Annotated in this window: 18 protein-coding genes; 10 read left to right on the forward strand and 8 right to left on the reverse strand. The window is 74.2% G+C overall.

Annotated elements, in window-relative coordinates; translation table 11 throughout:
- Positions 1-57: 57 nt before the first annotated feature.
- Entirely contained in the window at positions 58-1,329 is a 1,272-nt protein-coding gene (locus tag ACZCLJ_RS08845) for an alpha/beta fold hydrolase (protein ID WP_463106386.1), read from the forward strand.
- On the opposite strand, the gene ACZCLJ_RS08850 is transcribed toward ACZCLJ_RS08845, so the two are convergent.
- Complete coding sequence (locus ACZCLJ_RS08850) at positions 1,318-2,175, reverse strand: AraC family transcriptional regulator (RefSeq protein WP_463106163.1); 858 nt, start codon at positions 2,173-2,175, stop codon at positions 1,318-1,320. The genes ACZCLJ_RS08845 and ACZCLJ_RS08850 overlap by 12 nt on opposite strands.
- A gap of 93 nt (positions 2,176-2,268) precedes the next feature.
- On the opposite strand from ACZCLJ_RS08850, the gene ACZCLJ_RS08855 reads away from it, so the two are divergent.
- Complete coding sequence (locus ACZCLJ_RS08855; protein ID WP_251153393.1) at positions 2,269-2,691, forward strand: DUF1761 domain-containing protein; 423 nt, start codon at positions 2,269-2,271, stop codon at positions 2,689-2,691.
- 12 nt (positions 2,692-2,703) lie between these two features.
- Here ACZCLJ_RS08855 and ACZCLJ_RS08860 read toward each other — a convergent pair whose 3' ends face one another.
- Together ACZCLJ_RS08860 and ACZCLJ_RS08865 are read right to left on the reverse strand one after the other, a co-directional pair.
- Positions 2,704-3,516 carry a HEAT repeat domain-containing protein gene (locus tag ACZCLJ_RS08860; protein ID WP_463106164.1) on the reverse strand — a complete coding sequence of 271 codons (813 nt, stop codon included), beginning with the start codon at positions 3,514-3,516 and terminating at the stop codon, positions 2,704-2,706.
- Between the two features lie 80 nt (positions 3,517-3,596).
- Positions 3,597-5,096: a helix-turn-helix domain-containing protein gene (locus tag ACZCLJ_RS08865; protein ID WP_463106165.1), complete on the reverse strand. Its 1,500-nt coding sequence runs from the start codon at positions 5,094-5,096 to the stop codon at positions 3,597-3,599.
- 119 nt (positions 5,097-5,215) lie between these two features.
- On the opposite strand from ACZCLJ_RS08865, the gene ACZCLJ_RS08870 reads away from it, so the two are divergent.
- From ACZCLJ_RS08870 to ACZCLJ_RS08880, 3 genes are all read left to right on the forward strand, one after another.
- Positions 5,216-7,153: a phosphoenolpyruvate carboxykinase (GTP) gene (locus ACZCLJ_RS08870; protein WP_251153390.1), complete on the forward strand. Its 1,938-nt coding sequence runs from the start codon at positions 5,216-5,218 to the stop codon at positions 7,151-7,153.
- Positions 7,154-7,312: 159 nt separating this feature from the next.
- Entirely contained in the window at positions 7,313-7,951 is a 639-nt protein-coding gene (locus ACZCLJ_RS08875) for a PRC-barrel domain-containing protein (protein ID WP_251153389.1), read from the forward strand.
- Positions 7,948-8,616 carry a hypothetical protein gene (locus ACZCLJ_RS08880; protein WP_251153388.1) on the forward strand — a complete coding sequence of 223 codons (669 nt, stop codon included), beginning with the start codon at positions 7,948-7,950 and terminating at the stop codon, positions 8,614-8,616. The genes ACZCLJ_RS08875 and ACZCLJ_RS08880 overlap by 4 nt, the downstream gene beginning before the upstream one ends.
- 13 nt (positions 8,617-8,629) lie before the next feature.
- Here ACZCLJ_RS08880 and ACZCLJ_RS08885 read toward each other — a convergent pair whose 3' ends face one another.
- Positions 8,630-9,232 (reverse strand): response regulator transcription factor, encoded by a 603-nt coding sequence (locus ACZCLJ_RS08885; RefSeq protein ID WP_251153387.1) that lies wholly within the window; start codon positions 9,230-9,232, stop codon positions 8,630-8,632.
- Complete coding sequence (locus tag ACZCLJ_RS08890; protein ID WP_251153386.1) at positions 9,229-10,470, reverse strand: sensor histidine kinase; 1,242 nt, start codon at positions 10,468-10,470, stop codon at positions 9,229-9,231. Before ACZCLJ_RS08890 ends, ACZCLJ_RS08885 begins: the two co-directional genes overlap by 4 nt.
- A gap of 161 nt (positions 10,471-10,631) precedes the next feature.
- Between ACZCLJ_RS08890 and ACZCLJ_RS08895 the strand changes: the two genes are divergently transcribed.
- The 3 genes from ACZCLJ_RS08895 to ACZCLJ_RS08905 all read left to right on the forward strand — a co-directional run bounded on the left by ACZCLJ_RS08895 (position 10,632) and on the right by ACZCLJ_RS08905 (position 13,124).
- Complete coding sequence (locus tag ACZCLJ_RS08895; protein ID WP_251153385.1) at positions 10,632-11,543, forward strand: ABC transporter ATP-binding protein; 912 nt, start codon at positions 10,632-10,634, stop codon at positions 11,541-11,543.
- Positions 11,544-11,620: 77 nt separating this feature from the next.
- Entirely contained in the window at positions 11,621-12,340 is a 720-nt protein-coding gene (locus ACZCLJ_RS08900; RefSeq protein ID WP_463106166.1) for an ABC transporter permease, read from the forward strand.
- A gap of 43 nt (positions 12,341-12,383) precedes the next feature.
- Positions 12,384-13,124, forward strand: coding sequence for a GOLPH3/VPS74 family protein (locus ACZCLJ_RS08905; RefSeq protein ID WP_463106167.1), 741 nt, complete (start codon positions 12,384-12,386; stop codon positions 13,122-13,124).
- A 60-nt stretch (positions 13,125-13,184) separates the two neighbouring features.
- On the opposite strand, the gene trpS is transcribed toward ACZCLJ_RS08905, so the two are convergent.
- Positions 13,185-14,312: a tryptophan--tRNA ligase gene (gene trpS / locus ACZCLJ_RS08910; protein ID WP_463106168.1), complete on the reverse strand. Its 1,128-nt coding sequence runs from the start codon at positions 14,310-14,312 to the stop codon at positions 13,185-13,187.
- 274 nt (positions 14,313-14,586) lie between these two features.
- Between trpS and ACZCLJ_RS08915 the strand changes: the two genes are divergently transcribed.
- The gene (locus ACZCLJ_RS08915; RefSeq protein WP_463106169.1) at positions 14,587-15,459 is read left to right on the forward strand and encodes an SMP-30/gluconolactonase/LRE family protein; all 873 of its coding nucleotides are present in this window, start codon (positions 14,587-14,589) and stop codon (positions 15,457-15,459) included.
- Here the strand turns inward: ACZCLJ_RS08915 and ACZCLJ_RS08920 are convergent.
- On the reverse strand, positions 15,456-16,259 hold the full coding sequence (locus ACZCLJ_RS08920) for a DMT family transporter (RefSeq protein ID WP_463106170.1): 804 nt from the start codon (positions 16,257-16,259) through the stop codon (positions 15,456-15,458). The two genes, ACZCLJ_RS08915 and ACZCLJ_RS08920, sit on opposite strands and share 4 nt — an antisense overlap.
- 274 nt (positions 16,260-16,533) lie before the next feature.
- On the opposite strand from ACZCLJ_RS08920, the gene ACZCLJ_RS08925 reads away from it, so the two are divergent.
- Positions 16,534-17,469, forward strand: a complete 936-nt coding sequence (locus ACZCLJ_RS08925; protein ID WP_463106171.1) for a LysR family transcriptional regulator — start codon at positions 16,534-16,536, stop codon at positions 17,467-17,469.
- Here the strand turns inward: ACZCLJ_RS08925 and ACZCLJ_RS08930 are convergent.
- The gene (locus tag ACZCLJ_RS08930) at positions 17,448-17,828 is read right to left on the reverse strand and encodes a YybH family protein (RefSeq protein ID WP_463106172.1); all 381 of its coding nucleotides are present in this window, start codon (positions 17,826-17,828) and stop codon (positions 17,448-17,450) included. The two genes, ACZCLJ_RS08925 and ACZCLJ_RS08930, sit on opposite strands and share 22 nt — an antisense overlap.
- Positions 17,829-17,853: the final 25 nt, after the last annotated feature.

Genomic DNA, 17,853 nt, shown 5'->3' on the forward strand with positions numbered 1-17,853 from the left:
GTCGCTAGGGTGGCGGGCGTGAGCACCACGCGCGAGACCAGCTACACCGTGCCCGGGATGCACGTCACCGACCGCGAGGTCGAGGTGCCGCTCGACTGGTGGGACGACGGCGACCCCCGGCGGCTCACCGTCTTCGTGCGGGAGGTCGTGGACCCGGCCCGACGCCGCGACGACCTCCCGCTCCTCGTGTTCCTCCAGGGCGGGCCCGGCGGGAAGGGGCCTCGACCCACCGGCCCCGACGGCTGGCTCGGCGAGGCGTTGACGACGTACCGCGTCGTCCTGCTGGACCAGCGCGGCACCGGGCGGTCGTCCGCGGTGCGCGGGGCCGCGCTCGTGGCACGCGGCACGGCCGGTGCCCAGGCGGACTTCCTCACGCACTTCCGCGCGGACGCGATCGTCGCCGACGCCGAGCACGTGCGCCGGACCGTCTACGGTGGGCGGCGCTGGACGTCGCTCGGCCAGTCGTACGGCGGGTTCCTCACCATGACCTACCTGTCGCGGGCGCCCGAGGGTCTCGCCGCGTGCCTCGTCACCGGCGGCCTGCCCGGGCTGCGCGCCGACGCGCGCGAGGTCTACCGGAGGACGCAGCCGCGCGTCGTCGGGAAGAACGCGCACTACCGGGCCCGCTACCCCGACGACGAGGCGCGTCTCGCGCGCATCGCCGACCGGGTCGCCGTCGGCGACGTCCGGCTGCCCGACGGCGACGCGCTCTCCGTGCGCCGCTTCCAGACGCTCGGGACGGACCTGGGCATGAAGCCCGGCGCCGAGCGCATCCACTGGGTCGTCGACGAGGCGTTCGACCCGGGTGCACCGGACGAGCTCACCGACACGTTCCTCGCCGAGGTCGCCTCCGCGACGTCCTTCCCCACGAACCCCCTCTACGCGGTGCTGCACGAGTCGATCTACGCGCAGCCGCACACCGGACCCACCGCGTGGGCGGCCCAGGCGGTGCGCGACGACGACCCCGCCTTCGCGCCCGACGCGCGGCCGCTGCTGCTGACCGGCGAGATGATCTACCCCTGGATGCTCGACGAGGTGGCGGCGCTGCGACCGTTCCGCGCGGCGGCCGAGGCGCTGGCGGCGTGGGAGGACTGGACCGACCTCTACGACCTCGACGCGCTCGCCCGCAACGACGTCCCTGTCGAGGCGGCGGTCTACCACGACGACATGTTCGTCGACGCCGGGCTGTCGCTCGAGACGGCCGCGCACGTCGGGAACCTCGGCGCCTGGGTGACCAACGAGTTCGAGCACGACGGGCTGCGCACCGGCGACGTCTTCCAGCGGCTCGCGGAGCGCCTCGCCGCGCGGGGTGGCGCGCTACCCGGCTGAGAGCGCGCGGCGCCCACGGACCTCGGCTCGATAGGCGCCCGGCGGGACACCGGACACGGCGCGGAAGTCCCGGACCAGGTGTGCCTGGTCCGCGTACCCGAGCTCGGCCGCGAGCGCCGCGAGGTCCGGGCTGTCGTCCGCCGCGAGCTGTCGCGCGACCTCCTGGAGCCGGATCCGTCGGCTCACCGCCTTCGGGCCGAGGCCGAGCGTCGCCCGCAGCGCGCGCTGCACCGCTCGCTCGCTCGCACCGAACCGCGCCGCGAGCGTCGGCCCGGCGCGCGAGCGCACCCGCTCGACGAGGTCCGCGACGACGGCGTTGGCGAGAGCCTGGTCCGGCCGGAGCGGCCTCTCCTCCAGCCTGTCGGCGAACGCCGCGTCCAGCACGGCCGCCCGCTCGACGGGCGATCCCGTGCCGGCGGCGGTCGCGAGCAGCCGGTGCAGACCGGCGTCGAGACCGACGGTGACGGGGACGGTCGCGTCCAGGAGCGCGACAGGGTCGAGATCGCTCACGACGGCGAGGCCCGCTGGGCGCAGACGCACCCCGAACACCTCGCCGGTGCCACGGATCGTGCGCTCCCACGCCCGACGGTGCACGCCCGTCACGACGAGGGGCGCGACGACGTCGCCCACCTCGATCGTCAGCGTCACCGCCGGAAGGTCGACGACCCGCTGGCGGATGCCCGCTCCTGGCGGGAGGGACCAGCGGACGTGCCAGTAGCTCTCCACCACGGGCTCGAGACCGGGGCCCGGCCGCACCCAGCCAGCACGGAACGTCTCGAGGTTGTCGGGGTGCAGGACCCCGGTGCGCTCGTCCGCGGTGATCGGGTCCGTCCCGCCGCCTGCCATGGGACCAGTCTGCCCGTCGGGATTCTTCAAGACGCGCGGACGGACGGGCGCGAGCATCGGACGACGAGGCACGACGACACGGAGGTGCGCGGCATGACGATCGACACGCTGGGTGACGTGAGCTGGATCGGCGTCCTCCTGGCCGCGCTGGCGTCGTACGTCCTCGGCGCGCTGTGGTTCACGCCGCTGTTCGGCCGCGCCTGGGACGCCTCGATCGACCACGAGCGTGTGCGTGGCCAGGCGTTCGGTCCGCTGTACTACGTCGCGCCCCTGGTCTCGAGCATCCTCACGTCGTTCGCCACGGCGGTGCTCCTGGAGGTGACCGGGACGCGCGCCCTGGGCGGGGCAGCGCTGCTCGGCGTCCTCGTCGGGACCTGCTACGCCGCGGCCGTCACGTTCACGAACGCCGTCAACCCGCGCACGCCCCGGCCGGTCCTCTTCAGCGTGGTCACAGGGTCGTACCACGTCGTCAGCATCGTCGTCGGCGCGCTCGTCCTCGCCGCGCTGAGCGGCTGAGCTCCGCCACGGTCAGCGGGCCTCGTCGGCGAGCTGGGCGAGCGCCGAGGCCTGCCGCAGCTCCGCCAGCGCGGGCTCGTCCCCCGCGAGCCGTGCGGCGACGGCGTCGTAGAGCTCCGGCGCGCGGTGCGGGGCGACGTCGAGCAGCACGTCCATGAGCGACCAGGCACGGATGCCGTCGCCGTCCCGCATCCCGGACGCGCGACGGCGGTACAGGTCGGCCACGCCGTCGAGCAGGTCGTCGCCCGGTCCGCGCGAGTCGGTCAGCCGGCACGCCGCGTCGGCCTGCAGCGCTGCCGCAGGGTCGTCCCAGCCGGAGCGGTGCGTCATGACCAGCGGGTGGAGCTCCGGGTCCCCGATCGCACCGGCCGCGACGATCTCGAGCTGCCAGACGTCGCCGCTGCGTCGCGTCAGAGCGGCGCGCACGCGGGGCAGCGCGCGCGGGTCACGGCGGTACGCGAGGCCGACGAGCGCCTCCTGCCGCGTCTCGCGGTCGACGTCGTCGAGCCGAGCAGCGAGCGCGTCCCGGAGCTCGGGCGTACCGACCTCGCGGAACTGCTGTGCCAGCACGAAGGTCGCCCAGTCGCGCACCGTCGTCGCCGGGTCCGTGGTGAGCCGGACGGCCACCGCGACCATCTCCGGGGTCGGCGGATCGCCGTGGCAGAGGATCGGGAGCGTGGCCACTGCCCGGACCCGGACGTCCGGGTCCTCGTGGGACGCGAGCGCGAGCATGCCGACGACGACCTCTGGCCCGGCCGCCTCGACCGCGGTCGCGAGCTCCTCGCCGTCGTACTCCCCGGACACCAGGGCCGCCACCACGTCCATGCCGGTCAGGATGGCATGCCGAACCCCGGGTTATGCGCCGATCAGGCCCCTCGTCGGCGCGCAACCCGGGGTTCGGCAGGTCAGGACTCGTCGGCCGACGGCGCGTGCTTGTCGAGGAACGCGTAGACCTCCGTCGCGTCGACGCCGGGGAACGCTCCGGTGGGCAGCGCCGACAGCACGTGCTGGTGCATGCGGGCGCTCGGCCACGACGCGTCCTGCCACTGCGCCGCGGAGCCGGCGGCCGGACGGCGGCAGCACGACTCGTCCGGGCAGGTGGACTGCCGGCGCACGGCCGTGTCCCGGCCGCGGAACCACTTGGCCGAGGCGAACGGGACCCCGACGGCCAGGGAGAACTGGCCGCTCGTCGTCGTCCCGGTCTGGGTGGAGCACCAGAACGTCCCGGCGGGGGTGTCGGTGTACTGGTACGACTCCTGCGCGCGGTCGCGGCGCGTGAACGCCTCGCGCACGGCCCAGCGCCGGCACACCATCTGTCCTTCGATCGCCCCCGTGACGTCCGCCGGCAGCGGCAGCCCGTCGTTCTCGTAGCCGCGGAACAGGGCGCCGTCGTCGCCGACGCGCAGGAAGTGCAGCGGGATGCCCAGGTGCTCGGTCGCGAGGTTGGTGAAGCGCTGCGCCGCGGCCTCGTGCGTCACCCCGAACGCGTCGCGGAAGTCCTCGACGGCCAGGTCCTTCTCGCGCTTGCGGCGCTCCAGGAAGTCGACGGCCGCGGACTGCGGGATGAGGCAGCACGCCGCGAAGTACGTGATCTCGACGCGCTGGCGCAGGAACTCCGCGTACGACCGCGGCCGCTCGTGCCCGAGCACACGGTGCGCGAGGGCCTGCAGCGCGAGCGAGCGCAGGCCGTGACCGCCGGGGATCGAGGCCGGCGGGAGGTAGATGCGGCCGTGGCGCAGGTCGGTCACGGTACGGGTCGAGTGGGGCAGGTCGTCGACGTGCCAGATCGTGAACCCGAGCTGCTCGGCCATCCGCGCCACGGTCCGGTGGGTCAGCGCGCCGACCGTGTACCCGGCCCGGCGGGCCATGTCCTCCGCGAGCCCCTCGATCTCCGGGTAGTAGTTGTTGCGCGCCTGGCGCTCGAGCCGGAGCTCGGTGTTCGCCCGGCGTGCCTCCTCGGGCGTCGCGATGGCCTCGGTCGCGCGACGCTGCAGCTCGGCGTGCAGGCCGACGAGGTTCTCCAGCACCGGCAGGGGGAGCTTCTGGCTCGCCTTCACGGACGGCAGCCCGAGCGCCGCGAACAGCGGGCCGCGCTGCGCCCGGTCGAGCTCGATCTCCAGAGCGGCCCGGCGCGACGGCGGCTCGTCCGTGAGCAGGTCGCTCACCGGCACCTCGAGCGCGTGGGCGATCTGCTGCAGGAGGGACAGCCGCGGCTCGCGGCGCCCGTTCTCGATCATGGAGAGCAGGCTCGGCGCCGTGCCGACGGCGGCACCGAGGGCGTCGAGCGTCATCCCGCGTGCGGTGCGGAAGTGGCGCACGCGGCGCCCGAGGGTGATGAGGTCGGCCTGCGGCGCCCCATCGGTTCCCACGGCACCGTCCGAGGCGGACTCGATCGGAGCGGGCATACCTTCACCGTACGTCAAGATCGGACGATCTTCACAGTGGTCCGGCACGAAATCGGGCACCTATGGGAGGGAGAGTGGAGGCGACGCCAGGAATTTCCCCCACTCCACGGGAGCCCTTCATGACCGCGACAGCGAACCCCCGCCGCACCCGCCTCGCCGCGCTGCTCGACGACGTCGAGACCGAGATCGCCGGCCTCGCGTCGTCCGCCTTCGGCTCTCCCGCGCACACCGCCGACCCGCGCCCTCGCGACGCCCGCGCCTGGGTGCGGGAGATCGCGACCCTCACCGAACCCGACGCGATCGTGTGGTGCGACGGCTCCGCCGAGGAGAAGCAGCGTCTGGTCGACCTCATGGTCGACGCCGGGACCCTCCTGCCCCTGAACCCCGAGCTCCGCCCGGGCAGCTACCTGGCACGGTCCGACCCGAGCGACGTCGCACGCGTCGAGTCGCGCACCTTCATCTGCTCGCGCGACGAGGCCGACGCAGGCCCGACGAACAACTGGCGCGAGCCCGAGGCGATGCGGGCCGAGCTGCGCGGCGTCTTCGAGGGGTCGATGCGCGGCCGCACGATGTACGTCGTCCCGTTCTCGATGGGCCCCGTCGGCGGGCCGATCTCGCAGGTCGGGGTCCAGGTCACCGACTCGCCGTACGTCGTGGTGAGCATGGGCGTCATGACGCGCGTCGGCCAGGACGTCATGGACCTGATCGACGGCGGCGCGCCGTTCGTGCCGGCCGTGCACTCCGTCGGGGCGCCTCTCGTGGACGACACCGGCGCGGTGACCGACGACGTCGCGTGGCCGTGCAGCGAGACGAAGTACATCGCCCACTTCCCCGAGACCCGGGAGATCTGGTCCTACGGGTCGGGCTACGGCGGCAACGCGCTGCTCGGCAAGAAGTGCTTCGCGCTGCGCATCGCGTCGGTGATGGCGCGCGACGAGGGCTGGCTCGCCGAGCACATGCTCGTCATCCGCGCGACGTCGCCCGAAGGTCGCCGCTACCACCTCGCCGCGGCGTTCCCCTCGGCGTGCGGCAAGACCAACCTCGCGATGCTGCGCCCGACGATCCCGGGCTGGACGGTCGAGACGATCGGCGACGACATCGCGTGGCTGCGCACGGGCCCCGACGGTCGGCTGCGCGCCATCAACCCCGAGGCGGGCTTCTTCGGCGTCGCACCGGGCACGGGGATCGAGACGAACCCGGCCGCCGTCGAGACGTTCGACCGGGACACGATCTTCACCAACGTCGCCCTGACCGACGACGGCGACGTCTGGTGGGAGGGCCTCACCCCGGAACCGCCGAGCCACCTCGTCGACTGGACGGGCCAGGACTGGACGCCCTCCGACGGCGACGGCGGCCGCACCGCCGCGCACCCCAACTCGCGCTTCACGGTCGCGGCGGCGCAGTGCCCGACGATCGCCGACTCGTGGGAGGACCCCGCCGGCGTCCCGATCGACGCGATCGTCTTCGGCGGCCGCCGTGCGAGCAACGTCCCGCTCGTCGCGCAGGCGTACGGGTGGGAGCACGGCGTCTTCATGGGCGCGACGATCTCCTCCGAGCAGACCGCCGCCGCCGAGGGGACCGTCGGCGAGCTGCGTCGCGACCCCTTCGCGATGCTGCCGTTCTGCGGCTACAACATGGCCGACCACTGGGCGCACTGGCTCCGTGTCGGGGCGTCGATCGACGCCGACAAGCGACCCAAGATCTTCCAGGTCAACTGGTTCCGCAAGGACGCCGACGGCCGCTTCCTGTGGCCCGGGTTCGGCGAGAACTCGCGCGTGCTCGCGTGGATCGCCGCACAGGTCGACCGCGCGCACGGCGTCCGGACCGACTGCGGCGCGGTGAAGAGCCCGGTCGGCCTGCTCCCCGCCCCCGGCGCGCTGGACACCGACGGGCTCGACCTGCCCGACGGCGCCCTCGACGCCCTGTTCGACGTCTCCCCGGAGCCGTGGCTCGCCGAGGCGGAGCTCACCGCCGAGTTCTTCGACACGTTCGGCAACCGCGTGCCGGACGAGCTGTGGGCCCAGCTGGCGCGCCTGCGCGACCGGCTCGGGGCCTGAGCGGCGCACCCGTCGTCCGGCGGGACGTGGGCGGTCAGCACGCACGGTGCTGCCCGCCCACGTGCGTGCGGACGCGACCCTTCGCACCCTGGTGGCATCGGCTCCAGCAGGTGGGCCCCCGAGAAGCGCCGCTGCGGCGGCGAGGCGGGAGGACCCACCATGATCAGCACGGACCAGGTCGAGAGGCTTCTCCGCGAGGGAACCGTCGTCTCGAGCACCGGGGAGAAGATCGGCAAGGTCGGCCAGGTCTTCCTCGACGACCGCACCGGGAACCCCGAGTGGGTGACCGTCAGGACCGGCCTGTTCGGCACCGCCGAGTCCTTCGTCCCGCTCACGGACGCCGACGTCCAGGGCGACGAGATCCGCGTCCCCTTCGGCAAGGACCAGGTCAAGGACGCGCCGCGCGTGGACGACGCGGAGGGCCACCTGTCCGAGGACGAGGAAGCAGAGCTCTACCGCTACTACGGGCGTGCGCAGACGACCGACGAGCCGGGCGCCCCCGGAACGTCCGACCAGGACGACCGCACGGACGAGGCGGGCGTCGTCGGGCGGCACGCCGCCGGGCCTGCCACCGACGACACGGCGGCCCGCTCGGAGCAGGACCCGTCGACGCGTCCTGACGACGACGCGGCGGGCCGCGTGAGGCTGCGCCGGTACGTCGTCACGGAGTACGTCACGCAGACCGTCCCGGGCGAGCAGTCGGGCACCGGGAGCGAGGGCGTCGGCGAGGAGCGGACGGTCAGGGAACGTGTCCGCGAGGAGATCGTCGAGACCGACGGAGAGGAGAACCGGCCATGAGCACCAGCTACGGGGCGACCCCGCCAGAGAACGACCCGGCCGCCCGCGGGGCGGGCGAGTCCCGGCCGCCGGTCGGGCGCGACGGCGATCCCGTCGCGCGCGACCGCGAGTCCGTCGTGGCGCGCGAGAAGGAGGAGTACGGCGGCATCAAGATCGGCTCGGCGTTCTTCGGGTGGCTCACCGCCACCGGCACCGCGGTCCTGCTCACCGCGCTGGCCGCGGCCGCCGGCACCGTCTTCGGGCTCAACACCACGACAGACGTCCAGGACGCGGCCGAGCAGGCGACGGAGAACGCGGAGACGATCGGCATCGTCGGCGGCATCGTCCTGCTCGTGATCTTGTTCGTCGCCTACTACTGCGGTGGCTACGTCGCAGGCCGCATGGCACGGTTCGACGGCGCGAAGCAGGGCCTCGCCGTCTGGCTGTGGGCCGTGGTCATCGCGATCGTGCTCGCGCTGCTCGGCCTCGTGGCGGGCAGCCAGTACAACGTGCTGTCGCAGCTCAACGCCTTCCCGCAGATCCCGGTGAGCGCGAGCGACCTCACGACCGGGGGTGTCATCGCGCTCGTCGCGGCCGCGGTCGTGAGCCTGGTCGGCGCGATCCTCGGTGGCCTCTCGGGCATGCGTTTCCACCGCAAGGTCGACATGGCCGGTCTGGGCACCTGACGACCACGGCGCCTCAGAGCCAGTCGTGCTCCCTCGCGTAGCGCGCCGCCTCGTGCCGCGTGCGCGTCTGGGTCTTCTGCATGGCGCTCGAGAGGTAGTTGCGGACCGTGCCCTGCGCGAGGTGCAGGCGGGCCGCGATCTCGGCGACGGAGAAGCCGTCCCGCGTCACGCGGAGCACGTCGAGCTCGCGGTCCGTCAGCGGCACGTCGTCCATGAGCGCGGCCGCGGACACGTCCTGGTCGATCCACCGCCGACCCTCGTGCAGCGCCGCGATGACGGTGGTGATGTGGCTCGGCTCGGCGGACTTGCTGACGAAGCCCTGCACGCCGAGCCGCAGTGCGTGGCGCAGGACGCCCGGCCGGGCGTGCCGCGTGAGCATGAGCACCACCTGGTCGGGCACGACCCGCCGGATCCGGTCGACGGCCTCGAGCCCGTCGACGCCCGGCATCTCGAGGTCGATGACGAGCACGTCGGGGCGGTGCGCGAGCGTGGCCTCGACCGCCTGCGCCCCGTCGGCCGCCTCCGCCACGACGGTGACGTCCCCCTCGAGCGGGAGCAGAGCGGCCAGGGCGCTGCGGAGGAGGGCCTCGTCGTCGGCCAGCACGACGGTGGTCACGACGCGTCTCCCTCGCTCGTCGGTCCGGCGACCCGCCGCGGGCCGGGGAACGTGGCCGCGGTGCGGAAGCGACCGTCGGCCACCTCCGCCGTGAGGACCCCCCCGGCCTCGGACACCCGTTGCGCGAGGACGGCGAGGCCGTGCAGGGTCGGGCGCCCGGGCGCGGTGACGCCGTCGTTCACGACGGCGATGCCGTCGTCGGCGAGCGAGACGTGCACGAGCGTGGCGCGCGAGTGGCGCAGGACGTTGGTCGTGGTCTCCCGCAGCACCTGCGCGAGGAGGTCGCCGGAGTGCACGCCGAGGTCGGCCGGGCGGTCGACGCGCACGCGGATGCCCGCGGCCTCGAGGAGCCGGCGGGCGTTCTCCAGCTCGGCCGAGAGGTTCGGCCGACGCTGCCCGTACGCGAGCTCCTTCGCCTGCGCGATCGTGTCGCCGACCAGGGCGTACGTCTCGCGCAGCTCCCGCTCGGCGGCATCCGTGTCGGTCCGGAGCAGCCTCTGCGCGAGCGCGATCTTCAGCTTCACCACGTGCAGCGTGTGGCCCTGGATGTCGTGCAGGTCGCTCGCGAACCGCATGCGCTCCCGCACCACCGCGAGCTCCGCCTCGCGCTCCCGTGCCTCCTCGAGCTCGGTCATGACGTCGTAGAAGCCCTTGTGGGGGTACCGCAGGCCGATCAGGACGGCCGTGATGCCCGTGGGGACGAGGACGTACGCGACGACCGCGGCGGCGTCGACCGGGCCGACGGCGACCAGGCCCCAGACGCCCACCGCGGCGACGTACCCGGCGAGGCCGACGGCCGCCGCCGCGCGGTGGCGGGGCAGCTCGGGGACCGCCAGGCTCCCCACGAGCGCCAGGCCGTAGTACGAGGCCTCCGGGCCGCCGTCCACCACGAGGACGCCGTACGGCCAGACGGCAGCAGCGACGACGAGGCAGGGCACCTGGACGCGCGCGAGGTCGCCCGCCGTCCACCGTTCGAAGGCCAGCAGGGCCGCGGCGGTCCCGAGACCCAGCACGACCGCCTGCACCGCGTCCTGGGCCTGCACCGCGACGAGGTACGCGCCGACGAGCGCGAGCAGGGGCAGGATGGTGAGGAGGTTGATCCGCCGGAACCGCCGTCGCGACGCCACCGACGTGCGGGACGCCGGGGAGCCCCACGGAGACCTGTAGCGCGACCGGTACGCCGTCGCGCGCTCGCCGGACGCCGTCGGGACCTCCGGCGCGGAGGGGCGTGCGTCCATGGGCAGCTCGCTGGGTGGGAGACGGTTCCGGAGCCAGTATCCGGTGCCGGGCGACGCCCGACCAGTGACGCCACGTCACACGGGAGCACCCGCGGACGTCATGCCCGGTTCCTGACGCCACGGCACTGGGAGCGCCCGACGGTCCGGGCTGTGATGGGGGCATGACCTCGAACCCCGTGATCGACGTCGACGACCTCGGCGTCACGTACGGCGACTTCCACGCCGTGAAGAACCTCTCGTTCCAGGTGGGACGCGGTGAGCTGTACGCCCTCCTCGGCACCAACGGCGCCGGCAAGACGTCGGCGCTGGAGGTCGTCGAGGGCCACCGTGCGGCTGCCTCCGGCACCGTGCGCGTCTTCGGCGGGAGCCCGCAGGACCGCGCCGCCGTGCGCGCCCGGACCGGGATCATGCTCCAGGAGAGCGGCTTCTCCCCCGACCTCACCGTCGCCGAGACGGTCCGGCTCCTCGGCCGCCTCTCGGGGCGCACGGACTCCGGGGACCGGGTGCTCGGTCTCGTCGACCTCCGGCACAAGGAGAGCACGCGGGTCGGCCAGCTCTCGGGGGGCGAGAAGCGGCGGCTCGACTTCGCGACGGCGGTGTACGGCAGGCCCGAGCTCGTCTTCCTCGACGAGCCGACGACCGGTCTCGACATCGCGTCCCGCGACGCGCTGTGGGAGACCGTGGAGGACCTGCGCGGCGACGGCACGACCGTCGTCCTCACCACCCACTACCTGGAGGAGGCGCAGCAGCGCGCCGACCGCATCGGCTTGATGCACCGCGGCACGCTCCGCCACGAGGGCACGGTGGACGAGCTGACGCGTACCTTGCCGGCCTCGATCCGCTTCTCGCTCCCGCCGGGTGCACCCGTGCCTCCCGTCCAGGCCGTCCCGCACGACGACCGGTCCTGGGCGATCGAGACGTTCGAGCTCCAGCGCGACCTCAAGCAGCTCCTCGACTGGGCCGCCGAGCACGCCGTCGACCTCCACGGGCTGTCCGCGGCCCCGACCCGCCTGGACGACGTCTTCCGCGCCATCGGCGCCGACGACGCGCCCGTCCCGGCACCGGCCCCGTAGACCCGGCAGGGCGCGAAGAGCCGCCCCCGATCCCGTCGCCCCTCCCGCAGACCCGACCCACCGGACAGGAACCCGTCATGCTCCCCATCGCGCACAGCGAGCTGGTCCAGCTCTTCCGGAACCGTGCCGTGCTCGTCACCAGCCTCGTCATGCCCGTCGCCGCTGCCGTGTTCTTCATCGGCTTCCGCGACGTCTTCGCCCGGATCGGCAGCGTCGGCTACGTCGCGGCCGTGCTCGTGTTCACGATCGCCGCCTTCAGCCTCTACGCGACGACCGTGACCACGCTCGCCGCCCGTCGTCAGGACCTGTTCCTCAAGCGGCTGCGCTCGAGCGCCGCGGGCGACGCGAGCATCCTCACCGGGCTCGTGCTGCCCGTCTCCGCGATCGCCCTCGTGCAGGTGGGCGTGATCCTCGGCGTGTTCGCCGCGGTGGGCGGCGGCCCGGCCGACCCGGTGCTCGTCGTCGTCGCGGTGCTCGCCACGTTCGTCATGATGCTGGCGTTCGGGATCGCGACGGCCGGGGTCACCACCTCCCCCGAGCACGCCCAGGTCACCAGCCTGCCGCTGAGCCTGGGCGTCGTGGTGGTCGCCAGCTGGGTCGGGATCACCGGGACCGACAGCCTGCCGCTGCTCAAGCGGCTGCTGCCCGGGGGCGCGGCCACCGAGCTCGTCGTGACCGCGTGGGAGGGCGGCGTCGCCGTCACGGACTCGCTCCTCCTGCTCGCCCCGACCCTCGCGTGGGTCGTCGTGGCCGTCGCGGTCGCGGCGAGACTGTTCCGCTGGGAGCCTCGACGATGACCGCCGCACCGACCCGCACCCTTCGCCTCGGAGAGGACCGACGATGAGCGACCTGACCCCTGGACCCGGCCCCGCGGACCGCCCGGCGGACGGCCCCGGTCGCCACGACGACCTGCTCGTGGTCGACGACCTCATGCTCCTCCTGCTGGACGACGACGGCGCATCCATCCAGGGCGCCGGGACCCTGTACTACACGCTCGGGGGCGCCGTGCTCACCGAGCTCGCGCTGCTCGGCCGCGTGGAGACCGACGACACCGGGGTGCTCAACGGCCCGCGCGTCATCCCCGCGGGGTCAGGGCCGCTGCCCGACCCCTTGCTGCAGCAGGCCTACGACACCGTCGCGGAGAAGACGCAGCGCGTCCAGCCGCTGCTCGTCGCGCTCGGCGCCGACCTGTGGCGCGAGGTGATCGACCGGCTCGCACGACGCGGGTTGGTCGAGCGGCAGGAGTCGCGCGTGCTCGGCCTGTTCCGCACGACGCGGTGGCCGGCAGCCGACCAGGAGCACGAGGCACGGCTGCGCGAGCGGATCCGCGCCGTGCTCGAGGACGGCGAGGCCCCCGACCCGCGCACGGCCGCGGTGATCGGGCTGCTCTCCGCCAGCGGCGCCCTCCCGTCCCTGCGACCGCCGCTGCCCTGGACGACGCGGACGGCGACGCGGGCCAAGGAGATCGAGCAGGGCCAGTGGGGTCCCGAGGCCGTCGCCACCGCGGTCACGCGCACCGCGGCGGCGATCGCCGCCTCCAGCGCAGCCGTCGCGGTCAGCGTCGCGACGAGCGGTCGCTGACGGCAGCCGACGGCAGCTGACGGCAGTGACGGCGCGGGCCGCACCCTCGACGAGGCCCGCTCAGTACCGCATGCCCATCAGCTCGCGGACGTCGGCGAGCGTGCGGTCGGCGATCTCGTTCGCCCGCGCGTTCCCCCGGGCGAGCACGTCGAGGGGGTCGGGTCCGTCGCCCGCGGCGAGCGCGCGACGTCGGGCACGGAGCGGACGGAGGTGCTCGACGAGCGCGTCGGTCACCACCTCCTTGAGGCGGCCCGCTCCCCCGGCGCCGATCTCGTCCGCGAGCGCCTCGGGCGTCGTCCCGGCGGCGAACGCGCCGAGCGTGAGCAGGTTCGCGACCTCCGGTCGACGGTCCGGCTCGTAGGTGATGTGGCGCTCCGAGTCCGTCCTCGCGCGGCGCACGAAGCGCGCGGTCGTGTCCTCGTCGTCGCGCAGCTCGAGCGCGTTGCCCGCGGACTTGCTCATCTTGCGCCCGTCGGTGCCGAGGATCGTCGGCGCGGGCGCGAGCAGCACGTCGGGCTCGGGGAAGTACGGGCTCGTCGCGGCGTAGCGCTGGTTGAAGCGCCGCGCGACCGTGCGCGTGATCTCGACGTGCGGGAGCTGGTCCTGCCCGCCCGGGACGAGGTTGCCGTGGCAGAAGAGGATGTCCGCGGCCTGGTGCACAGGGTAGGTGAAGAGCAGCCCGCTCATGGGCCGGCCCTGCCGAGCGGCCGCCGCGAGCGCCTCCGCCTTGACCGTGGGGTTGCGCTCGATCTCGGCCGTCGTGACGAGGCTGAGGAACGGCAGGAGGAGCTGGTTCAGCGCGGGCACGGACGAGTGCGTGAAGATCGTCGTGCGCTCCGGGTCGATCCCCGCAGCCAGGTAGTCGAGTACGATCTCGCGCACCGTGCCGCGCAGGTCACCGGCGTCGTCGCGGTCGGTGATGACCTGGTAGTCCGCGACGACGAGGAACACCTCGACGCCGGCGCGCTGGAGACGGACGCGGTTCGCGACGGTCGCGACGTAGTGGCCCAGGTGCAGCGCGCCCGTCGGGCGCTCTCCGGTGAGGACGCGGAAGCGCGAGGGATCGGTGGCGATCTGCGCTTCGATCTCCGCGCTGCGGGCGCGCGCGGCCGCGACGGACGCGGTGGACGACGGCGCGGTTGCGCTCTCGGGGATCGTGACGTCGGTGGGGGTGAGGGTGTCGGTCATCGGAGCTCTCCTTGCGTGAAGGGGAGCCGCGCGACGCAGGTCCGCTGGTCCGGCACCGGCCGGTCGGACGCGGGGCGCCGCACACGACGACGTCCCGGCTGCGGAGCGCAGCTCGGGACGTGGGCAGGACAGGTCACGGCTGCGGGGGCAGCCACCACCAGTCGCGCGTGAACATGCTCCCAGGCTACGCCTCGTCGGAGGGTCAGGCTTGGGCCGCGACGCCCGAATACTGGGAGACGAGCGGCGCCTGAGCGCCTCGGGCAAGATCGAGCACATGCCCGAGCTGAGAGCCCAGAACGTCACCGGTCCCGTCGCCTACCACGCGGAGGGTCCGGTGTGGTGGCCCGGCTGGGGCGGGCTGCGGTACGTGGACATGCTCGCGGGTGACCTCCTGACGCTGCGGCCCGACGGCGGCGTCGACCGCCTGCACGTCGGCGACCACGCGGCCGTGGTGCGGCCGCGAGCGGGCGGAGGGTTCGTCGTCGGGCTCGAGCGGTCCGTCGCGGTCGCCGACGCCGACAATGCCCCGGTGCGCCCGCTCGCGACGCTGTGGGACGACCCGACGGTCCGGCTCAACGAGGGTGCCGCGGCGCCCGACGGGGCGTTCTACGCCGGCGGCATGGCGCGGGGCGAGCGGCCGGGTGCGCTGTACCGGGTGGAGCCCGACGGCAGCGCACGCACGGTGCTCGACGGGATCCAGGTGTCGAACGGCCTCGGCTTCTCCCCGGACGGCTCGCTCGCGTACTACGTCGACTCCGCGACGCAGCGCGTCGACGTGCTCGACGTCGTCCCGACGGACGAGGACCCCCGCGGGCTGGTTCGACGTCGGCCGTTCATCGCGGTCGATCCCGAGGACGGGACGCCCGACGGGCTGACCGTCGACGCCGACGGCGGCGTGTGGGTCGCGCTCTGGGGCGGGTCGGCGGTGCGGCGCTACTCCCCCGCCGGGGTGCTCGACGCGGAGGTCCAGTTCCCCGCGAGCCAGGTGACCGCGTGCACGTTCGGCGGCGACGACCTCGACACACTGTTCGTCACCACGTCACGCCAGGACCTCGACGCCGACGACCCGGACGAGCGCGAGGCGGGGTCGGTGTTCCGCGTCGACGTCGGCGTGCGCGGGCTGCCGGTGCTGCCCTTCGCTGGTTAGCGCCGCACACCGCCCACGCCCCGCGCCCTGCGCCGCGGCAGCGTCGCCAGCGCGACGCCCGCGAGGCTCAGCACGCCGCCCGCAAGCGTCAGCCCCGCGGGGACCTCGGCGAGCAGCGCCCACGACAGGACCACGACGAGCGGCGGCACGAGGTACGTCGACGCCGCGAGCCGGCCCGCGCTCGTCCGCGAGAGGGCGTAGCCCCACGTGGTGAAGGCGACCGCCGTCGGGAAGAGCCCGAGGTAGACGACCGCGAGCGTGGACGACCCTGCCGCGACCGACGCCTCGCGCACCAGCGCGGGGGCGAACGGCAGGCACGCGACCGTGCCCGCGAGGCACCCCAGCCAGGTCATGGTGAGGGCGTCGACGCGGGCCAGGAGCCGCTTCTGCGCCGTGGCGGAACCGGCGTAGAGCGCCGCGGCGGCGAGGCCGAGCGCGACCCCGAGCACGTCGGCGTCGCCCGTCGACGTGGTCACGGCGATGACGGCGACGCCGGCGAACGCGACGGACATCCCGGCGAGCAGCCGGCGCGGGAACCCCTCCCCGAGGAGCAGCCCGGCGAGCACCGCGACGAGCACGGGAGCGACGTTGACGAGGAGCGCCGTCGTTCCAGCGTCGAGATGCTGCTCGGCCCCGTTGAGCGCGATGTTGTAGAGCGCGAACCAGGCGACACCCCAGGCGACGACGCCCGCGAGCGTGCGTCCGCGCGGCAGGGCGGGAAGCGCGGTCACGACCCGCGCGACGCCGCCGGTCCCCTCGGCCGGTGCGCGGCCCGCCACGCGGACGGCCCGGACGAGCACGATCGCCGTGAGACCGACCGACCCCCGCGAGCTGGCGGCCGAGCGCGAGAGCGCCGGGCGAGTAGTCGTGACCCGCGGCGCGGACGGCGACGAACGCCGACGCCCACAGCACCACCGTCACGGCGGCCGCGAGCAGGACGAGTCCGCCCGTGCGTCGCGTGACACCCGACGAGATCTCCTCAGTGACCGTCATACGACGATCGTCGGCGACGACACCATGAAGCACCAGCACGGATTCCTTCCGTTCGTTTCAGTCTCGCTGTACGGTCGGAGCATGCTCGACGTGCACCGGCTCCGCATCTTCCGCTCCGTCGTCGCGAGCGGCTCCGTCCAGGCCGCCGCCGCGAACCTCGGTTACACGCCCTCCGCCGTGAGCCAGCACGTCGCCGCGCTCCAGCGCGAGACCGGCCTGGTCCTGCTCGAGCGCGCGGGACGCGGCGTCCGGCCGACGGCCGCCGGGCTGACGCTCGCCGCCCAGGCCGACGGCGTGCTCGCGCGCCTCGGCGAGGTCGAGGCCGTGGTGTCCGACCTGCGCGCCGGCCGCACCGGGTCGCTCTCGGTCGCGTACTTCGCGTCCGTCGGCTCCGCGTGGCTGCCGCACGTGGTCCGGCGTCTCACCACCGAGTTCCCCGGGGTCCGCATCGACCTCGCGCTGAGCGAGACGATCCCCGACGACCCGGACTCGCGCGCGGACGTCCAGCTCGTCGTCGCGCCGCGGGGCTTCGACCCCGGCCCCGGGTTCCGGGCGTACCACCTGCTCGACGACCCGTACGTCGCCGTGCTCCCGCAGGACCACGACCGCGCCGGCAGCAGCGAGATCGAGCTCGCCGAGCTCGCCGACGAGCGCTGGGTGGACAACGACTTCGCGCGCGGCTGGTGCCGGCGCAACCTGCTCGAGGCGTGCACGGCCGCAGGCTTCAGCCCGACGTTCCACGTCGAGGCGCACGACTACCCGACGGCGCTCGCGTTCGTCGCGGCCGGTATCGGCGTCACCGTCCTGCCCGCTCTGGGCGCGGCGCACCTGCCCGACGGGCTGGCCGCCGTCGCCGTCGTCCGGCCCACGCCGGTCCGGTCGATCCACGCCGTGCTGCGCGACGCCGTGGCCCTCACCCCACCGGCGCGGACCGTGCTCGACGAGCTGCGCCGGGCTGCGGCCGCACCGGCCGAGCCGGCGTCGGCGGCGCGCGCCTACTCCGCCGCGGCCGTGTAGGGCTTCCCCGGCCAGTACGCCCACTCCTCGAAGTGCGCGACGCGCCCGTCCGCGGCGAAGCGCAGGAGCCACAGGTCGCGGTACTCCTGCTCCTCCGACCCCGTGTACCGCACCTCGAGCCGCACGACGGCGGAGTCCCCCTCGACGGCGACCGGCTCCGCGGCGACGGTGAACGTCGCGCCCTCGTCGACGGTCCAGAAGCCGCGGATCGCGTCGTGCCCGTGGAGCGGCTCGTCGTCGTACGGCGACCTCAGGTAGGTCGCGTCCTCGGTGAACAGCCGCTCGACGGCCCGGGCGTCGCTCGCCCGCCACGCCTGCTCGTACTCGTCCACCCACGTCATCACCGCGTCGCGGTCCATGTGTCCCCCAGCGCTCGCGGGCCTC

The organism is Cellulosimicrobium sp. So1_17 (genome assembly GCF_055181235.1).